This window comes from Streptomyces griseoaurantiacus (assembly GCF_036189845.1).
Classification (GTDB): domain Bacteria; phylum Actinomycetota; class Actinomycetes; order Streptomycetales; family Streptomycetaceae; genus Streptomyces; species Streptomyces griseoaurantiacus.
This window is the reverse complement of sequence record NZ_CP108326.1, coordinates 1,527,418-1,545,633: the sequence shown is the minus strand read 5'-3', so window position 1 is coordinate 1,545,633 and position 18,216 is coordinate 1,527,418. Positions and strand designations below refer to the sequence as shown.

Here is an 18,216-nt window from a genome sequence, read left to right as displayed (position 1 = left end):
CGCGGGGGCGGTGGGCAGGTTAGGTTAACCTAACGTGGTGTTGGTCGACAGTCCTCCCCATCCGCGCGGGGCCGAAGCCCCCGCGCCGCCGGCCCGCCGGACGGCGCCACGTGCCCTCGGGCTGCTCCTCGCGGTGGTGGTGCTGGCCGGGGTCGCGCTCGCGAGCATCGCGATCGGCGCCAAACAGCTGCCCCTGGACCAGGTCTGGCACGGGCTGTTCCACGACACGGGCACGTACGCCGACGTCGTCGTGGGCGAGCGGGTGTGGCGCACGCTGCTCGGGCTGCTCGCCGGGGCCGCGCTCGGCCTCGCCGGGGCCGTGCTGCAGGCGCTGACCCGCAATCCGCTGGCCGACCCCGGCATCCTCGGCATCAACGCGGGCGCCTCCGCGGCGGTCGTCACCGCCATCACCTTCCTCGGCGTCACCTCGCTGAACGGCTATGTGTGGTTCGCGTTCTTCGGGGCCGCCGCGGTGGGCGCCCTCGTGTGGTTCCTCGGCGGCAGCCGGGGCGCCACCCCCGTACGGCTCGCGCTCGCGGGCACCGCGATCAGCGCCGCGCTCTACGGCTACCTCCAGGCCGTCATGATCATGGACAACGCGGCGCTGGGCAGGATGCGCTTCTGGACGGTCGGCTCGCTGGCCTCGGCCACGCAGTCGACCATCGTCCAGGTCGCCCCGTTCATGGTGGTGGGCACCCTGCTCGCGCTGGGGCTCGCCCGGCCGCTGAACGCGATGGCCATGGGGGACGACACCGCCCGCGCGCTCGGCGCCCACCTCAACCGCACCCGGGCCCTGTCGATGCTCGCCGCCACCATGCTGTGCGGCGCGGCCACCGCCGCCTGCGGCCCCATCGTGTTCGTCGGGCTGATGGTCCCGCACCTCGTGCGCTCCTTCACCGGGCCCGACCTGCGCTGGATCCTGCCGTACGCGACCGTGCTGTCCCCGGTGCTGCTGCTGGGCGCCGACGTGATCGGGCGCATGATCGTCCGGCCGGCCGAACTCCAGGTCGGCATCGTCACCGCGCTCCTCGGGGGTCCGGTGTTCATCTTCCTCGTCCGGCGCAGGAGGACGACGCAACTGTGAAGGCCACACGCATCCGGGCGGTCCGCACCCGCGGCGGGCTCTCCCTCAGGGTGGACGCCCGCGCGTGCACCGTCGTCGTCCTGCTGGTGCTCGCCGCGCTCGCCGCGAGCGTCGCCCTCATAGGCACCGGCGACTTCCCGATCTCCGCCGCCGACGTCCTGCGGACGCTGACCGGCGACGGCACGCGGATCCAGGAGTACATCGTTCGCGACCTGCGACTGCCGCGGGTCCTCGTCGGCCTCCTCGTGGGGGCCGCGCTGGGGCTCGGCGGGGCGCTGTTCCAGTCCATCTCGCGCAATCCGCTGGGCAGTCCGGACGTGCTCGGGCTCGGCCAGGGGGCCACGGCCGGCGCGCTCGTGGTGATCGTGCTGTTCTCCGGCAGCGCCACCGCCGTCACGCTCGGCGCGCTGGCCGGCGGGCTCGTCACCGGGTTCGCGATCTACCTGCTCGCCTGGAAGCGGGGCGTGCACGGCTACCGGCTGGTCCTGGTCGGCATCGGCGTCTCCGCGATCGTCACCGCCGTCAACGGCTATCTGCTCACCAAGGCCGACATCGTCGACGCGGCCCGCGCGGTGGTGTGGATGACCGGGTCCCTCAACGGCCGCGACTGGACCCAGGTGTGGCCGCTGCTCGTGCTGTGCGCGGTCCTCGTCCCGCTGGTCCTCGTCAACGCGCGCGGGCTGCTGATGACCGAGATGGGCGACGACCTCTCGTACGCCCTCGGGGTGCGCGTGGAACGCGTCCGCATGGTGCTGATGGTGTCCGCGGTGCTGCTCACCTCCGGTGCCACCGCCGCCGTCGGACCGGTCGGGTTCGTCGCGCTGACCGCGCCGCAGCTCGCCCGGCGGCTGACCCGCTCGCCCGGGCCCAACCTCGTGCCGGCCATGTGCATGGGCGCCACCCTGCTCATCGTGGCCGACCTCGTCTCGCAGCGGGCCTTCGGGGCCGACCAGCTTCCCGTCGGCGTGGTCACCGGCGTGATCGGCGGGGCGTACCTGCTGTGGCTGCTGGTCACCGAGCGCAGGGCGGGCCGGATATGAGCGGCCCGGCGAACCGAAACGTCCGAAGGAGCACCGTGAACCGCCTGTCCGCCGAGAACGTCACCCTCGCCTACGATCAGCGCGTGATCGCCGAGCGGCTGTCGGTGGAGATACCCGACAACTCCTTCACGGTGATCGTCGGCCCCAACGCCTGCGGCAAGTCCACGCTGCTGCGCGCCCTGTCGCGGATGCTCCGGCCGAACGAGGGGCGGGTGCTGCTGGACGGGCAGGTCATCCAGTCGATGCCGGCGAAGAAGGTGGCCCGCACCCTCGGACTGCTGCCGCAGTCCTCGATCGCGCCGGACGGGATCACCGTCGGCGACCTGGTCGGCCGCGGCCGCTACCCGCACCAGGGGCTGCTGCGGCAGTGGTCGGCCGAGGACGAGCGGATCGTGCGGGAGTCGATGGCGCGCACCGGCGTCGGCGACCTCGCCGAGCGCTACGTCGACGAACTGTCCGGCGGGCAGCGGCAGCGGGTGTGGATCGCCATGGCGCTGGCCCAGCAGACCCCGCTGCTCCTCCTGGACGAGCCGACCACCTACCTCGACATCCAGCACCAGATCGACGTCCTGGACCTCTGTGCCGACCTGCACGAGCAGGGGCGCACACTCGTCGCCGTCCTGCACGACCTCAACCACGCGGCCCGGTACGCGACCCACCTGGTGGCGCTGCGGGAGGGGCGGGTGGTGGCCGAGGGGGCGCCCAAGGAGATCGTCACCGCGGAACTGGTCGAGGAGGTCTTCGGGCTGCGCTGCCAGGTCATCGACGATCCGGAGACGGGGACGCCGCTGGTGGTGCCGGCGGCCCGCGGGGCCCGCGCACGCCTCGCCGCGGAGCGGACGGAGCACGTCGAAGGGGACCGGACGGCCGGGACGGCCGAGGTGGCGGAGTCCTCGGCTACAGGAGCTTCCTGAGCCGCAGCAGGTCCCGCAGGCCCGCCTCCAGCCTGACCCGGCCCGAGCCCCAGGCGCGGGCGAACGGCAGCTCGCCGGCGACCAGCGCCACCAGGTCGTCGCCGGTCGTGGTGAGCCGTATCTGCGCCTTCTCGGGCGGCAGCCCGCGCACCGTGTCGCGCACCTCGACACGGCCGTCCCGCAGCCGGCCGACGAACGTGACGTCCAGGTCGGTGATCCGGCAGCTCAGCGAGCGGTCCAGGGCGGCGGCCCGTGCCGCGTCGCCCTCGGCGCCCGCGAGCGCCTCGGAGAACCTGTCCAGTGCCCTGCGGCACTCCTCGATCGTCGCCATCGGCGTCGACGGTACCCCAGCGCCACGCGGTAGCGTCGGGGCATGAACGACGCAGGACCGGAGCCGGGCGCCCCGCACGAGGCCGAGGCCGCCGCGCACGCCGGGGCCGGGCGGGCGACCGCCGGCGCACGCGAGGACGAGTCCGGGCGCGACGGGCACGGCGCGCCCGGCGAAGGGAGTGGCGACCCGGCGGCCCCCGCCCCGCTCCAGGTGCCCCGCACCCCCACCGGCAACCCAGGCGTGGACGCCCACCTCGACCGGCTGGCGGACGCCGACCACCTCGCCACCGACGGCCACCTCCAGGTGTACGAGGATGTACACCGAGGGCTGCGCGACGCGCTGACCGCGCTGGACTCCCGTCCGGGACCTCCGCCGCCCTCACCGACACCCGGAACACGGGACAACGGGACCAACGGGACCAGGAGCTGAGGAGAACGTGGCAGGAGTGGCACGCCGCCGACTGGACGCCGAGCTGGTACGGCGCAGGCTGGCGCGCTCGCGGGAGCACGCGAGCCAGCTCATCGCGGCCGGGCGGGTGACGGTCGGCAAGACCGTCGCGACCAAACCGGCCACCCAGGTCGAGACCGCCGCGGCGATCCTCGTGGCGGAGAACGAGGGCGAGCCCGACTACGTCTCCCGGGGCGGCCACAAGCTCGCCGGCGCGCTCGAGGCCTTCGTCCCGCGCGGGCTCCTCGTACGGGGCCGGCGGGCGCTCGACGCCGGCGCCTCCACCGGCGGCTTCACCGACGTGCTGCTGCGCGCGGGCGCCGCGCACGTCGTCGCCGTGGACGTCGGATACGGACAACTCGCCTGGACTCTTCGCAGTGATGAACGCGTCACCGTCAAGGACCGTACGAACGTACGCGAGTTGACGCTCGAAGCGATCGATGGGGAGCCTGTGGATCTTGTCGTGGGGGACCTGTCCTTCATCCCGCTCGGACTGGTACTGCCCGCCCTCGCGCGGTGCGCGAAGCCGGACGCCGACCTGGTGATGATGGTCAAGCCCCAGTTCGAGGTGGGTAAGGAACGGCTGGGCAGCGGTGGTGTCGTGCGCAGCCCCGAGCTGCGCGCGGAGGCCGTGCGCCAGGTGGCCGGGCGGGCGTGGGACATCGGGCTCGGGGTGAACGGGGTGACCGCCAGCCCGCTGCCCGGGCCCTCGGGCAATGTCGAGTACTTTCTGTGGCTGCGAGCCGGGGCACCCGCACCGGACCCGGCCGACATCGACCGTGCAGTGGCGGAGGGGCCGCGTTGACACAGAACCAAGCTCGAACCGTATTCCTCCTCGCCCACACCGGGCGTCCGGCGGCCATCCGCAGTGCCGAGCTCGTCGTGGGCGGGCTGATGCGCGCCGGGCTCGGGGTGCGGGTCCTGGAGGCCGAGGCCGCCGACCTGCCGCTGCCCGAGAGCGTGCAGCTCGTCAAGGAGGCCACCCCGCAGTGCCTGGACGGCTGCGAGCTGCTCATCGTCCTCGGCGGTGACGGCACCCTGCTGCGCGGCGCCGAGTTCGCCCGCGCCTCCGGCGTGCCGATGCTCGGCGTCAACCTCGGGCGCGTCGGCTTCCTCGCGGAGGCCGAGCGGGACGACCTCGACAAGGTCGTCGACCGGGTGGTCAACCGGGCCTACGAGGTCGAGGAACGCATGACGGTCGACGTCGTCGTGCACCGCAACGGCGACATCGTGCACACCGACTGGGCGCTCAACGAGGCCGCCGTGCAGAAGGCCGGCGCCGAGAAGCTGCTCGAGGTCGTCCTGGAGATCGACGGACGTCCGGTGACCGGCTTCGGCTGCGACGGCATCGTCTGCGCCACGCCCACCGGATCCACGGCCTACGCGTTCTCGGCGGGCGGGCCCGTGGTGTGGCCGGAGGTGGAGGCGCTGCTCATGGTGCCGATCAGCGCCCACGCCCTGTTCGCCAAGCCGCTCGTGACCTCCCCGGACTCGGTGCTCGCGGTGGAGGTGCTGCCGCACATCCCGCCCGGTGTGCTGTGGTGCGACGGCCGGCGCACGGTCGATCTGCCGCCGGGCGCCCGCGTGGAGGTGCGCCGGGGGGCGGTGCCGGTCCGGCTCGCCCGGCTGCACCACGCCTCCTTCACCGACCGCCTGGTGGCGAAGTTCGCGCTGCCGGTGTCGGGCTGGCGGGGCGCGCCGAACTAGGGCGCGTTCGAGGTGTCCCCCCCGCCGGGCCCTCGTGCGCGGCGCTGAGGGCGGGCGCAACGAGCGACCTCCGGGGAAGTCACGACCTGCGGCTTCCCCGGTCGGGTGGGGTGGCGTCGCACATCGTGGCCGAAACCTCGTATGGTCGACGTCGTGTTGGAGGAGATGCGGATACGGTCGCTCGGGGTCATCGACGACGCGGTCGTCGAGCTGTCGCCCGGCTTCACCGCCGTCACCGGTGAGACCGGTGCCGGCAAGACGATGGTGGTCACCAGCCTGGGGCTGCTGCTCGGTGGGCGCGCGGACGCGGCACTCGTACGGATCGGCGCGAAGAACGCCGTCGTCGAGGGCCGCATCAGCGTGCCCGACGCCGGTTCGGCGGCCGTGCGGGCCGAGGAGGCCGGCGCCGAGCTGGACGACGGGGCGCTGCTCATCAGCCGCACCGTCTCCGCCGAGGGCCGCTCCCGGGCCCACCTCGGCGGGCGGTCCGTGCCGGTCGGCATGCTCGCGGAGCTCGCCGACGAGCTGGTCGCCGTGCACGGGCAGACCGACCAGCAGGGGCTGCTCAAGCTCAGCCGGCAGCGCCAGGCCCTCGACCGGTACGCCGGGGACACCGTCGCCGTGCCCCTGGCCAAGTACACCGGGGCCTACCGGCGGCTGCGGGCCGTCGCCGCCGAGCTCGAGGAGATCACCACGCGCGCGCGGGAGCGGGCGCAGGAGGCCGATCTGCTGCGCTTCGGCCTGGACGAGATCGCGGCCGTCGAGCCGCGGGCCGGCGAGGACGTGGAGCTGGCCGCCGAGGCCGAGCGGCTCGGGCACGCGGAGGCCCTCGCCTCCGCCGCGACCGCCGCGCACGCCGCGCTCGCGGGCAACCCGGAGGACCCCGAGGGCATCGACGCCGGCGCCCTCGTCGCGGGCGCCCACCGCGCACTGGAGGCCGTACGGTCGCACGACAACGCGCTGGCCGGGCTCGCCGAGCGGATCGGGGAGATCGGGATCCTCCTCGCCGACGTGTCCGGGGAGCTCGCCGGATACGCCGACGACCTCGACGCCGACCCGCTGCGGCTGGCGGCGGTCGAGGAGCGGCGGGCCGCCCTCACCCAGCTCGTCCGCAAGTACGGGGGGCCGGTAAAGGGCGCGGAGGGCGCGGAGGGCGTGGCCGCCGTCCTCGCCTGGGCCGAGCGGGCCGCCGCACGGCTGACCGAGCTCGACGGCGACGACGACCGGATCGGGGAGCTGACCGCCGAGCGGGACGCGCTGCGGGCCGAGCTGGGCGGACTCGCCCAGGCCCTCACCGACGCGCGGACCGCCGCCGCCGAGCGGTTCGCCGCCGCCGTCACCGCGGAGCTGGGCTCCCTCGCCATGCCGCACGCGCGCGTGACGTTCGCCGTCCGGCAGACCGAGGACCCCGAGGGCGTCGAGGTCGGCGGGCGCACGGTCGCCTACGGGCCCTCCGGCGCCGACGAGGTCGAGCTGCTGCTCGCCCCGCACCCGGGGGCGCCGGCCCGGCCGATCGCCAAGGGCGCCTCCGGCGGTGAGCTGTCCCGGGTGATGCTGGCGGTGGAGGTCGTCTTCGCGGGCACCGACCCGGTGCCGACATACCTCTTCGACGAGGTCGACGCCGGTGTCGGAGGCAAGGCGGCCGTCGAGATCGGCCGGCGGCTGGCGAAGCTCGCCAAGAGCGCGCAGGTCGTGGTCGTCACGCACCTGCCGCAGGTGGCGGCGTTCGCCGACCGGCAGCTCCTGGTGGAGAAGACCGACGACGGCTCGGTCACCCGCTCGGGCGTGAAGGTCCTGGAGGGCGAGGAGCGGGTGCGGGAGCTGTCCCGGATGCTCGCGGGCCAGGAGGACTCCGAGACGGCGCGGGCGCACGCGGAGGAACTGCTGGCCTCGGCGCGCGGGGACGCGTAGGGCCCTTCGTCCGGATCGTTCCGGCGTCGCGGGGCCTGGCACGCGCCTCCGCGGCGTTGTCGTCGGTTGCCGGGGCTCCGCCCTGGCGCCCTCCTCCGCTGTGCAGCCGCACGCGCCGGACCCCGCTCGGGCCGGCCGAGGACGCACCGCGCCTCCCAGCCGGCCTGATCCGAACGAAGGGCCCTGGGCGCCGACCGGTCCGGGCGGCACCGTCCGCCGCACCGGAAGCACCCGGGCACGGCCGGCATCACCGCCGGCGCCCGGCGCGCCCGGTTCCGGGCCGCGGAACGGGTACGCTCCTTCGCCGTGGGCGTGTTCGGGCGCCGGAGCCGCAACGCCCGTGCGCCCTGGCATCCTTGACCCCACGCACGCCCCGGACGGCCCGCGCGGTACACCCTCCCGCGAGCGCCCGTGTACGTCTCTCCGCGACCGTCCGACGCCGAACCAGGAGCCCCGGCCACGTGACCCTCGTGAGCAGCCAGCCGCCGCACGCACGACCGCACGGGCAGTCGCCGCTGCATGCCGTGCAGGTGCTCGGCGGCGGCAGCGCGGGCAGCAGCGTGCATGTGCGCTCGCTCGCCGCCGGGCTGGTCGCCAGGGGCGTGCGGGTGACCGTGTGCGCCCCCGACGAGGCGGAACACCTCTACGACTTCACCGGGACCGGTGCCGCCCACGTCGCCGTGGACCGCAGCACCGACCCGGCCTCCGTGGCCGCGCTGCGTGCCGTCTGCGCCGAGGCCGACCTCGTGCACGCGCACGGGCTGCACGCGGGACTGCGGGCCTCCCTCGCGCTCGGCCGCCGGGTGCCGTTCGTCGTCACCTGGCACACCCGGGCACACGCCGAGGGACCCCGGGCCCATCTGCTGCGGCTGCTCGAACGGCGCGTCGCCAAGGCCGCCTCCGTCCTGCTCGGCACCTCCTCCGACCTGGTCGACCGGGCGCGCGCCCGGGGCGCGCGGGACGCCCGGCTCGCCGCCGTCGCGCTTCCGGCACCGGGCGGGAGGGCCGCCGACGGTGCGGGGGAGGAGCACCATGAGGCGGCGGACGGGCCCAAGGCCCGTGCCGAACTCGGCGCGACGGAGCGGCCGTTGCTCCTGGCCGTCGGCGCGCTGGAGCGGCACGGCGGGCACGAGGTGCTGCTCGACGCCGCGGCGATGTGGCGGGAGCTGGACCCGGTGCCGCTGCTCGTGATCGCGGGGGAGGGGGTGCTGCGGCCGGACCTGCAGAGGCGCATCGAGACGGAGGACCTGCCGGTGCGGCTGCTGGGCAGCCGGCGGGACGTCCCGGAACTGCTCGCCGCAGCGGATCTCGCGCTGCTGCCCAGCCGTTGGGAGTCGCGCTCGGTGTTCGCGCAGGAGGCGCTGCGGGCGGGGGTGCCGCTGGTGGCCACGGAGGTGGGCGGCACGCCGGAACTCGTCGGCGACGCGGCGGAGTTGGTGCCCTACGGGGATGCGGGGGCGCTCGGCGGCGCGGTGGTGCGGCTGCTCGGGGACCCGGGCCGGCGGCAGTGGCTGGTCGAGCGGGGCACGTGGCAGGCGGGGACCTGGCCCACGGAGGACGCGACGGTGGCGCAGGTGCTCAGCGTCTACGACGAGCTGACCCGGCCGGTGCCCTTCGCCTGAGGCCCGGGACCCGAGGCATGGGGCACGAGGCCCGGGACCCGGGGCCCGAGACACAAGGCGGCCCCGCGCCCTTCGGGGGCGCGGGGCACGGTGTCCTCAGCCCCCGTAGGCGCCCGAGGCCGTCAGGCGCAGGGCCGTGTCGATGAGGGGCACATGGCTGAACGCCTGGGGGAAGTTGCCGACCTGGCGCTGCAGGCGCGGGTCCCACTCCTCGGCCAGGAGACCGAGGTCGTTGCGCAGGGACAGCAGCTTCTCGAAGAGACGGCGGGCCTCGTCGACCCGGCCGATCATCGCGAGGTCGTCCGCCATCCAGAACGAGCAGGCCAGGAAGGCGCCCTCGTCGCCCGGCAGTCCGTCCACCCCCTCCTCGGAACCCGAGGTCGGGTACCGCAGGATGAAGCCGTCCGGCGTGGACAGCTCCCGCTGGATGGCCTCGATGGTGCCGATGACCCGCTTGTCGTCCGGGGGCAGGAAGCCCATCTGCGGGATCAGCAGCAGGGAGGCGTCCAGCTCCTTGGAGCCGTAGGACTGCGTGAAGGTGTTGCGCTCCTTGTCGTAGCCCCGCTCGCACACGTCCCGGTGGATGTCGTCGCGCAGTTCCCGCCAGCGCTCGAGCGGACCGTCGGCGTCGCCGGACTCGATCAGCTTGATGGTGCGGTCGACCGCGACCCAGGCCATCACCTTGGAGTGCACGAAGTGCCGGCGCGGGCCGCGCACCTCCCAGATGCCCTCGTCGGGCTCGTCCCAGTGGTCCTCCAGGTAGCGGATCAGCCGGAGCTGGAGGACGGAGGCGTAGTCGTTGCGGGCCAGGCCCGTCATGTGGCCCAGGTGCAGGGCCTCGGTGACCTCGCCGTACACGTCGAGCTGGAGCTGGCTCGCGGCGCCGTTGCCGATGCGCACCGGCGCGGAGTGCTCGTAGCCCGGCAGCCAGTCCAGCTCCGCCTCGCCGAGCTCGCGCTCGCCGGCGATGCCGTACATGATCTGCAGGTTCTCCGGGTCGCCGGCCACCGCGCGCAGCAGCCACTCGCGCCAGGCGCGGGCCTCCTCGCGGTAGCCGGTGCGCAGCAGCGAGGAGAGCGTGATCGCCGCGTCGCGCAGCCAGGTGTAGCGGTAGTCCCAGTTGCGCACGCCGCCCAGGTGCTCGGGCAGGGAGGTGGTGGGCGCGGCGACGATGCCGCCGGTCGGGGCGTACGTCAGGGCCTTGAGTGTGATCAGGGAGCGGACCACGGCCTCGCGGTAGGGGCCGTGGTACGTGCAGTGCCCGACCCACTCGCGCCAGAACTCCTCGGTGGCCTCGAGGGACTGCTCCGGCTCGGGCAGCGGCGGGGGCTCCTTGTGCGAGGGCTGCCAGGAGATGGTGAAGGCGATGCGGTCACCGGGCGCGACGGTGAAGTCGTTGTACGTGGTCAGCGACTTGCCGTAGGTCTCGGCCTCGGTGTCGAACCACACCGAGTCGGGGCCGGCGACGGCGACGGTGCGGCCCTCGTGCTTGTGCACCCAGGGCGTGATCCGCCCGTAGGAGAACCGCATCCGCAGCACCGAGCGCATGGGGACGCGGCCGGTGACGCCCTCGACGATCCGCACGAGCTGCGGGGCGCCGTCGCGCGGGGGCATGAAATCGGTCACTCTGACCGTTCCGCGCGGTGTGTCCCACTCGGATTCGAGGACGAGTGACTCGCCGCGGTAGGTCCGGCGGGTCGCCGTCGGCGGTTCGGCCTCGGGGGCGTGGGCCGGCCCGAGGCGCCAGAAGCCGTGTTCCTCCGTGCCGAGCAGGCCCGCGAAGACGGCGTGGGAGTCGAAGCGGGGCAGGCACAGCCAGTCCACTGTGCCGTCCCGGCAGACCAGTGCGGCGGTCTGCATGTCTCCGATGAGTGCGTAGTCTTCGATACGCCCGGCCACGTGCAACTCCAGTCGAACGGCCACGTCGCCCCGCATGGGGCGGTCGCTCTTTGCGGTCAAGGGGTCGGTGTGAGATGTCGTTGTACACCGACGCGTTCGGGAAAATATGCGGTAGATGTGCGGTCGATGTGCAACGAACTGACGAGCTTGGGTGTTCCGGTGGCAGGCGGGGGTGTGCCGTTTGCCGGGCCGCTCGGCAGCGAGTGTCCGAGCAGGATACGACGCACCCGGGTGGTGCGCGTGCCGCTCCGGGCAACGCGAGTGACCCGAACGAGTGAGCATCGGGTGAGAGGCGCGGAGGTATCGCGTGTCCGTGGTGACACGTGTGCGGAGCGTGGCCGAAACCGGTCAGTCGTAATGGCCGAAGACGGGTCGGAACCGGACGCTCCGGACGCTCCGGCGGCACCGTGAAGACGCTCCCGCGGTCTTTCGGGCAGGACCGGAAAGCGTCCGGAGACCCCTCGCGGCAACCGGGGAGGAACCCGGCATCCGCCCGCGAAACGTGCCCCGGGAGCCCCGCGCGGCCCGCTCCCGCGGACGCCGGGAGCGACCGCTCTCCGTCGCTGTTACGCTGGTAGCCCGTGGACCGGTGGACTTAAAGACCCCCGAACCGCAGCGACGGCGCCCCCGGAAAAATCCGGACCCCCAACGCCGCTCCGCATTCCAGACCGCGACCACGGGAGCCCCCTCTTGGCCATGCCGCCCGCTGCTTTCCGCAACAGCACAGCCACGACGACCAAGCACATCTTCGTCACCGGGGGTGTCGCCTCCTCGCTCGGCAAGGGCCTGACCGCCTCCAGCCTCGGCATGCTGCTCAAGGCCCGGGGACTGCGGGTCGTGATGCAGAAGCTCGACCCCTACCTGAACGTCGACCCGGGCACGATGAACCCCTTCCAGCACGGTGAGGTGTTCGTCACCAACGACGGCGCCGAGACCGACCTGGACATCGGCCACTACGAGCGGTTCCTCGACCGCGACCTGGACGGGTCCGCCAACGTCACCACCGGCCAGGTGTACTCCACCGTGATCGCCAAGGAGCGGCGCGGCGAGTACCTGGGCGACACGGTGCAGGTCATCCCGCACATCACCAACGAGATCAAGCACCGCATCCGGCGCATGGCCACCGACGAGGTGGACGTCGTCATCACGGAGGTCGGCGGCACGGTCGGCGACATCGAGTCGCTGCCCTTCCTGGAGACCGTCCGTCAGGTCCGCCACGAGGTGGGCCGCGACAACGTCTTCGTCGTGCACATCTCCCTGCTGCCCTACATCGGCCCCTCCGGCGAGCTGAAGACCAAGCCGACCCAGCACTCGGTCGCCGCCCTGCGCAACATCGGCATCCAGCCGGACGCGATCGTGCTGCGCTGCGACCGCGAGGTGCCCACCGCCATCAAGCGGAAGATCTCGCTGATGTGCGACGTCGACGAGGCCGCCGTGGTCGCCTGCCCGGACGCCCGCTCGATCTACGACATCCCCAAGACCGTGTTCGGCGAGGGCCTGGACGCCTACGTCGTCCGCAAGCTGGACCTGCCGTTCCGCGACGTGGACTGGACGACCTGGGACGACCTGCTCGACCGCGTCCACAACCCCGACCACGAGATCACCCTCGCCCTGGTCGGCAAGTACATCGACCTGCCCGACGCCTACCTCTCGGTCACCGAGGCGCTGCGCGCCGGCGGCTTCGCCAACAAGGCCCGCGTCACGATCAAGTGGGTCACCTCCGACGACTGCAAGACCCCGGCCGGCGCCGCCCGCGAACTCGGCGACGTCGACGCGATCTGCATCCCGGGCGGTTTCGGCGAGCGCGGTGTGACCGGCAAGGTCGGCGCCATCCAGTACGCCCGCGAGAACCGCATCCCGCTGCTCGGCCTGTGCCTCGGCCTGCAGTGCGTCGTGATCGAGGCCGCGCGCAACCTGGCCGGCGTCGAGGACGCCAACTCCACCGAGTTCGACCCGGCCACCACCCACCCGGTCATCTCCACCATGGCCGAACAGCTCGACATCGTCGCCGGCGAGGGCGACATGGGCGGCACCATGCGGCTCGGCATGTACCCGGCCAAGCTCGCCGAGGGCTCCATCGTGCGCGAGGTGTACGACGGCAAGGAGTACGTGGAGGAGCGCCACCGCCACCGCTACGAGGTGAACAACACCTACCGCGCGGAGCTGGAGAAGAAGGCCGGCCTGCTGTTCTCCGGCACCTCCCCGGACGGCAAGCTCGTGGAGTACCTGGAGTACCCGCGCGAGGTCCACCCCTACCTCGTGGCCACCCAGGCCCACCCGGAGCTGCGCTCCCGCCCGACCCGCCCGCACCCGCTGTTCGCCGGGCTGGTCAAGGCGGCCGTCGAGCGCAAGACCGCGAAGTAGCCGCAAGGCCGCCGCACCGGGCGGCGGCGGTACGGTGGCCGGGGTGCCGGCCGGTGGATCCTCCGAGGTCCGGCGGCCGGCACCCCGGTTCGCGCTCCGGGCACCGGGCACCGGGCACACGGCACATCGGGAAGGACAGGCATGACGATCAAGGACGCCGCCGAGGAGTGGGAGATCCGGGGCACCGAGACCCCGTTCCGCGGCAAGAAGACCTCCGTCCGCACCGACGAGGTGGTCATGCCCGACGGATCGGTCGCGCGCCGGGACTACCAGGTGCACCCCGGCTCGGTGGCCGTCCTCGCCCTGGACGAGGAGGACCGGGTCCTGGTGCTGCGCCAGTACCGGCACCCGGTGCGGCAGAAGCTGTGGGAGATCCCGGCGGGCCTGCTCGACGTGCCCGGCGAGAACCCGCTGCACGCCGCCCAGCGCGAGCTGTTCGAGGAGGCGCACGTCAAGGCGGGGGACTGGCGGGTGCTCGCCGACGTGTACACCACCCCCGGCGGCTGCGACGAGGCCGTACGGATCTTCCTCGCCCGCGATCTGGCCGAGGCGGAGGGCGAGCGCTTCGAGGTCGAGCACGAGGAGGCCGACATGGAGCTGGCCCGGGTGCCCGTGGCGGAGCTGGTGCGCGGGGTGCTCGCCGGTGAGCTGCACAACAACTGCCTCGTGGTGGGCGCGCTGTCGCTGGTGGCGGCGCGGAACGGGGAGGGTCTCGACGCCCTGCGCCCGGCACTGGCCCCGTGGCCGGCCCGCCCGTTCGAGGTCTGACGGACCTTCAGGTCACCTTCCCCAGTCCTACGATCGCCTGATCCGATCGGGCGACAGGTGCTGCCGTGCCGCCCCGCGCCGCCCGGAACGTCACGCGGAGTCAACTAGGCTCTGAGGACGACCCGTGCGGAGTGCGGCGGGTCCGCGCGCGCAGTGGGACGGGAGCGTGACCCGTGGCGGAACAGGCGGTGGACACCGACGGCAGCGGACTGCCCGGCCCCGCGCCGGACACCGCGCCCACCGGCCCCCGGACCCCCGGCGGCCGGGCCGACACCCGGTCCGACGGCAGGCCCGGCGGCCGGTCCGAGGACGACGGCGGGCTCCACGGCCTTCCGGCCCCCGGCGGCGGACCCCCCACCGGCGAGCCCGCGGGCCGTGAGGACTCCGGCCGTGAATTCCTCGGCCGCGCCCACGAGTTGCGCGAACTGCGCGCCGACATCGCCCGGGCCGGACTCGACACCCTCTCCGGCCGCAAGGCCCCGCGCGCCCGGGTGCTGCTCATCGCCGGACGCCCCGGCCAGGGCCGCACCGCGCTCGCCGAGGAACTGCTGCGCCGGGTCGCCGACCGCTACCCCGACGGGGTGCTCCGCGCCCGGCTCGGCGAACCGGACGGCACCCCCGTCCCCACCGAACGCACCGCCCGTGACCTGCTCTCCGCGCTCGGCCGGCCCGTACCGCCCGGCGCCGGTGAGGACGAGCTGAGCGACCTGCTGCGCGAGGCACTCGGCGAGCGGCGCCTGCTGCTCCTGCTGGACGACGCGGCGGGCGCCGAACAGGTCGACGCGCTGCTGCCGGACAGCCCCGACTGCCTCGTCGTCGCCGTCTCCCGGGGACCGCTGACCGGCATCTCCGACGTCCGGCCCTGCACGCTCGGCGGCCTGGACACCGCGTCCGCGGTGGAACTGCTCGCCCGCCGCACCGGCGCCGTCCGCGTCACCGTCGACCCCCGCGCCGCCGAGCAGCTCGCCGAGGCCTGCGGCGGCCAGCCCGCCGCGCTGGTCCTCGCCGGGGGCTGGCTCGCCGCCCGCCCCAAGGCCGCCGTCGCCGACGTCACCCGGCACCTCGACGCCGACACCGAGGGCGGCACCCCGCCCGGCACCCCGCTCGCCAGGGTCTTCCGGCTCGCCTACGCCGGACTGCCCGCCGCCGGGCGGCGGATGCTGCGGCTGCTCTCCCTCGTGCCCGCCGTCCCGGCCGACCCGCAGACCGCCTCCGCGCTGGCCGGCTGCTCCGTGGAGGCCGCCCGCGCGCTCCTCGACGAGTGCGTCGACGCCGGGTTCCTGCACCGCCTGCCCACCGCGCTGCCCCAGTACGAGGTCCCCGGCTGCCTCCAGCCCCTGCTGCGCGCCCGCGCCGAGGCCGAGGACCGCCCCGGGGAGCTGCGGCTGGCCCGCGCCCGGATGCTGGAACGCACACTGCGGCTGCTCCAGTCCTGCCGGGCCGTCACCGAGACCGACAGCCCGCGCGCGCGGGAGAAACTGCTGAACACCCCGCCCGCGCTGCGCTTCCCCGATCCGCGCGCCGCCGCCGACTGGCTGCGCGCCCGCAGACCGGCGCTGCTCGCCGCCGCCCGGCTCGCCGTCGAGGACGGGGAACTGGACACCCTGGCCCGCCGGCTGATGTCCCAGCTCGTGCGGGCCATGGTGGCGCACCTCGGAACCCGGGCAGCGGCGCCCGATCTGTACGGCATCCACCTGCTCGTCCTCGAGGTCGCCGAGCGCCGCGCTCTGCCCCGCGAGCGGGCGGCCGCGCTGATGAACCTCGCCGACCTGGACGTGAGGGCCGGCCGCACCCGCGAGGCACTGACCCGCTACCGGGCCGCGCTGGACGCCGGACGCGAGGCGGGCGACGCGTACGCGACCGGCCGCGCGACGGAATCCGTGGGCGCCGCCCACCTGGCACTGGGGGACCCCGACCGGGCCGCCGACTGGTTCGGCCGGGCGCTGGCCCAGCGGCTGGCGCGGGACGAGCGCGCGGACGCCGCCCGGCTGCACGGCCGCATCGGCGGAGCGCACGCCCGCGCGGGACGGTACGCCGAGGCCCTGCGCTCCTGGCGGTCCGCGGTCACCGGGTACCGGCGGTGCGGCGACCTCGTCGCGCAGGCGCGGGCGCTGGGGGAACTGGCCGGGGTGCAGGAGGCCGCCGGGCACCCGGACGAGGCGCTGGACACCTGCCAGGAGGCGGTCGAGCTGGCCCGGCGCGCGGAGGAGGAGGGCCTGCAGGCCGAGCTGCACACCCGGCTCGCCGAGGCACTGGAACGCACCGGCGACCCGGCGGGGGCCCGTCTGCACCGGGGCGCGGCCGCGCGGCTGCGGGAGGCCGGGCCGCGCGAGAGCCGCGCCGAGCCGGAAACCGACGGGGCCTAGGGGCACGGCTCCGCGCCGGTTCGACGCGGCCCGGCTCGAATCCTGTCGGCAACGGCAAGGAACACGGCGGGAAACACCTACGAAATCCGCAGTGCATCCGCAGAAGATTTGCCCTTTGGAAGGCTGGACAGAGGGAACACCTTCATTAGACTGATTTGACCGCGCCACTCGCGCGGTCTGCCCCGGTGTGCCCTCACGCGTCCGGGTATGTAGTCATTGACGTTTCCTGCGAACCAAGGACCGTGATCGACGTGAAGGTCGGTATTCCCCGCGAGGTCAAGAACAACGAGTTCCGCGTGGCCATCACCCCGGCCGGTGTGCACGAGCTCGTTCGAGGGGGTCACCAGGTCGTGGTGGAGCGGGGCGCCGGCCTCGGCTCCTCCATCACGGACGCGGAGTACACCGCCGCCGGCGCCCGCATCCTGGACACCCCCGACGAGGTGTGGGCCACGGCGGATCTGCTGCTGAAGGTGAAGGAGCCGGTGGCCGAGGAGTACCACCGCCTGCGCAAGGACCAGATCCTCTTCACCTATCTGCACCTGGCCGCCTCCAAGGAGTGCACCGACGCCCTGCTGGAGTCGGGCACCACCGCCATCGCCTACGAGACCGTCGAGCTGCCCGGCCGCACCCTGCCGCTGCTCGCCCCCATGTCCGAGGTGGCCGGCCGGCTCGCCCCCCAGGTCGGCGCCTACCACCTGATGCGCGCGGGCGGCGGACGCGGTGTGCTGCCCGGGGGCGTCCCCGGGGTGCCCGCCGGGCGGGCGGTCGTCATCGGCGGCGGCGTCTCCGGCTGGAACGCGGCGCAGATCGCGATCGGCATGGGCTTCCACGTGACCCTGCTCGACAAGGACATCCGCAAGCTCCGCGAGGCCGACAAGATCTTCGGCACGCGCATCCAGACGGTCGTCTCCAACGCCTTCGAACTGGAACGGGCGTGCCTGGAGGCCGACCTCGTCATCGGCGCGGTGCTCATCCCGGGCGCCAAGGCGCCGAAACTGGTCACCAACGAGCTGGTGTCCCGGATGAAGCCCGGAAGTGTCCTTGTCGACATCGCCATCGACCAGGGCGGCTGCTTCGAGGACTCCCGCCCCACCACGCACGCCGAACCGACCTTCCCGGTCCACGAGTCGGTGTTCTACTGCGTCGCCAACATGCCCGGCGCCGTCCCCAACACCTCCACCTACGCGCTGACCAACGCCACGCTGCCGTACATCGTCGAACTCGCCGACCGGGGCTGGGTCGAGGCGCTGCGCCGCGACCCCGCGCTCGCCAAGGGCCTCAACGCCCATGACGGCAAGGTGGTTTACCAGGGCGTCGCCGAGGCACACGGTCTGGAGCACGTGGAGCTGTCCACCCTGCTCGGCTGAGCGGCGGGAGCACGCCGCGGCGCGGAACACGCCTCGCCGCCCCGCGCAAGTCGCCTGTACCACAAGGCGACAGGTCAACATATGTGGTCAACGAGGCGCACCCGGCCGGACCTTGTCGACAAGGTCCGGCCGGGTGTGTGTATGGTCACTTTGCGACGCTCGTTCAACTCGTCGCAAAAACAACCGTTCTACCGATTCGCGCACGGGACGAATCCGGCATTCAGCGGCCGTACGCCCTCTGTACGCCCTTGACAGCAGGGTGTTTCATTGCCGACACATCGTGCCGGGTCCGGCGGATTGTGTTGCTGCGGACGGCCGACACGCCATAGAGTCGCCAACCGTCGGCATGGTGCCACGCTGACCTGTCTAGAAGTTTCCTGGTCACCAAGGAGGTAA

Annotated in this window: 14 protein-coding genes; 12 read left to right on the top strand and 2 right to left on the bottom strand. The window is 73.7% G+C overall.

Annotation, left to right across the window (positions count from 1 at the left end; all coding sequences use genetic code 11):
- The first annotated feature begins 37 nt into the window (after window positions 1-37).
- Genes OHB09_RS07010 through OHB09_RS07000 form a run of 3 tightly spaced genes read left to right on the top strand, consistent with a single transcriptional unit; the run spans window position 38 to window position 3,038 of the window.
- Entirely contained in the window at window positions 38-1,084 is a 1,047-nt protein-coding gene (locus tag OHB09_RS07010; RefSeq protein WP_328921733.1) for a FecCD family ABC transporter permease, read from the top strand.
- Complete coding sequence (locus OHB09_RS07005; RefSeq protein ID WP_093592302.1) at window positions 1,081-2,124, top strand: FecCD family ABC transporter permease; 1,044 nt, start codon at window positions 1,081-1,083, stop codon at window positions 2,122-2,124. The genes OHB09_RS07010 and OHB09_RS07005 overlap by 4 nt, the downstream gene beginning before the upstream one ends.
- Complete coding sequence (locus OHB09_RS07000) at window positions 2,121-3,038, top strand: ABC transporter ATP-binding protein (RefSeq protein WP_191852324.1); 918 nt, start codon at window positions 2,121-2,123, stop codon at window positions 3,036-3,038. Before OHB09_RS07005 ends, OHB09_RS07000 begins: the two co-directional genes overlap by 4 nt.
- Here OHB09_RS07000 and OHB09_RS06995 read toward each other — a convergent pair.
- Complete coding sequence (locus OHB09_RS06995; protein ID WP_006138356.1) at window positions 3,022-3,369, bottom strand: hypothetical protein; 348 nt, start codon at window positions 3,367-3,369, stop codon at window positions 3,022-3,024. The two genes, OHB09_RS07000 and OHB09_RS06995, sit on opposite strands and share 17 nt — an antisense overlap.
- A 42-nt stretch (window positions 3,370-3,411) precedes the next feature.
- Between OHB09_RS06995 and OHB09_RS06990 the strand changes: the two genes are divergently transcribed.
- The 5 genes from OHB09_RS06990 to OHB09_RS06970 all read left to right on the top strand — a co-directional run bounded on the left by OHB09_RS06990 (window position 3,412) and on the right by OHB09_RS06970 (window position 9,056).
- Complete coding sequence (locus OHB09_RS06990) at window positions 3,412-3,798, top strand: hypothetical protein (RefSeq protein WP_319119606.1); 387 nt, start codon at window positions 3,412-3,414, stop codon at window positions 3,796-3,798.
- A gap of 7 nt (window positions 3,799-3,805) precedes the next feature.
- The gene (locus OHB09_RS06985) at window positions 3,806-4,621 is read left to right on the top strand and encodes a TlyA family RNA methyltransferase (protein WP_006138354.1); all 816 of its coding nucleotides are present in this window, start codon (window positions 3,806-3,808) and stop codon (window positions 4,619-4,621) included.
- Window positions 4,618-5,523 (top strand): NAD kinase, encoded by a 906-nt coding sequence (locus OHB09_RS06980; protein ID WP_006138353.1) that lies wholly within the window; start codon window positions 4,618-4,620, stop codon window positions 5,521-5,523. The genes OHB09_RS06985 and OHB09_RS06980 overlap by 4 nt, the downstream gene beginning before the upstream one ends.
- 141 nt (window positions 5,524-5,664) lie before the next feature.
- On the top strand, window positions 5,665-7,434 hold the full coding sequence (gene recN / locus OHB09_RS06975; RefSeq protein ID WP_191852326.1) for a DNA repair protein RecN: 1,770 nt from the start codon (window positions 5,665-5,667) through the stop codon (window positions 7,432-7,434).
- Between the two features lie 461 nt (window positions 7,435-7,895).
- Window positions 7,896-9,056, top strand: coding sequence for a glycosyltransferase family 4 protein (locus tag OHB09_RS06970; protein WP_191852327.1), 1,161 nt, complete (start codon window positions 7,896-7,898; stop codon window positions 9,054-9,056).
- Window positions 9,057-9,152: 96 nt separating this feature from the next.
- Here OHB09_RS06970 and OHB09_RS06965 read toward each other — a convergent pair whose 3' ends face one another.
- The gene (locus OHB09_RS06965) at window positions 9,153-10,955 is read right to left on the bottom strand and encodes a glycoside hydrolase family 15 protein (protein ID WP_006138350.1); all 1,803 of its coding nucleotides are present in this window, start codon (window positions 10,953-10,955) and stop codon (window positions 9,153-9,155) included.
- A gap of 696 nt (window positions 10,956-11,651) precedes the next feature.
- Here OHB09_RS06965 and OHB09_RS06960 point away from each other — a divergent pair.
- The 4 genes from OHB09_RS06960 (at window position 11,652) to ald (ending at window position 17,820) form a co-directional block, all read left to right on the top strand.
- Window positions 11,652-13,319: a CTP synthase gene (locus OHB09_RS06960; protein ID WP_006138348.1), complete on the top strand. Its 1,668-nt coding sequence runs from the start codon at window positions 11,652-11,654 to the stop codon at window positions 13,317-13,319.
- A gap of 141 nt (window positions 13,320-13,460) precedes the next feature.
- The gene (locus OHB09_RS06955; RefSeq protein WP_006138347.1) at window positions 13,461-14,087 is read left to right on the top strand and encodes an NUDIX domain-containing protein; all 627 of its coding nucleotides are present in this window, start codon (window positions 13,461-13,463) and stop codon (window positions 14,085-14,087) included.
- 173 nt (window positions 14,088-14,260) lie between these two features.
- A complete protein-coding gene (locus OHB09_RS06950) occupies window positions 14,261-16,453 on the top strand; it encodes a tetratricopeptide repeat protein (RefSeq protein ID WP_328919103.1) in 2,193 nt (730 codons plus the stop codon).
- Window positions 16,454-16,695: 242 nt separating this feature from the next.
- Window positions 16,696-17,820 carry an alanine dehydrogenase gene (gene ald / locus OHB09_RS06945; protein ID WP_328921732.1) on the top strand — a complete coding sequence of 375 codons (1,125 nt, stop codon included), beginning with the start codon at window positions 16,696-16,698 and terminating at the stop codon, window positions 17,818-17,820.
- Window positions 17,821-18,216 lie beyond the last annotated feature (396 nt).

Excerpts from the sequence above, each read along its gene's own strand:
- OHB09_RS06995 (WP_006138356.1), bottom strand. The coding sequence starts at position 3,369 with ATGGCGACGATCGAGGAGTGCCGCAGGGCACTGGACAGGTTCTCCGAG.
- OHB09_RS06960 (WP_006138348.1), top strand. The coding sequence starts at position 11,652 with ATGCCGCCCGCTGCTTTCCGCAACAGCACAGCCACGACGACCAAGCAC.
- OHB09_RS06955 (WP_006138347.1), top strand. The coding sequence starts at position 13,461 with ATGACGATCAAGGACGCCGCCGAGGAGTGGGAGATCCGGGGCACCGAG.
- recN (WP_191852326.1), top strand. The coding sequence starts at position 5,665 with ATGGTCGACGTCGTGTTGGAGGAGATGCGGATACGGTCGCTCGGGGTC.
- OHB09_RS07000 (WP_191852324.1), top strand. The coding sequence starts at position 2,121 with ATGAGCGGCCCGGCGAACCGAAACGTCCGAAGGAGCACCGTGAACCGC.
- OHB09_RS06990 (WP_319119606.1), top strand. The coding sequence starts at position 3,412 with ATGAACGACGCAGGACCGGAGCCGGGCGCCCCGCACGAGGCCGAGGCC.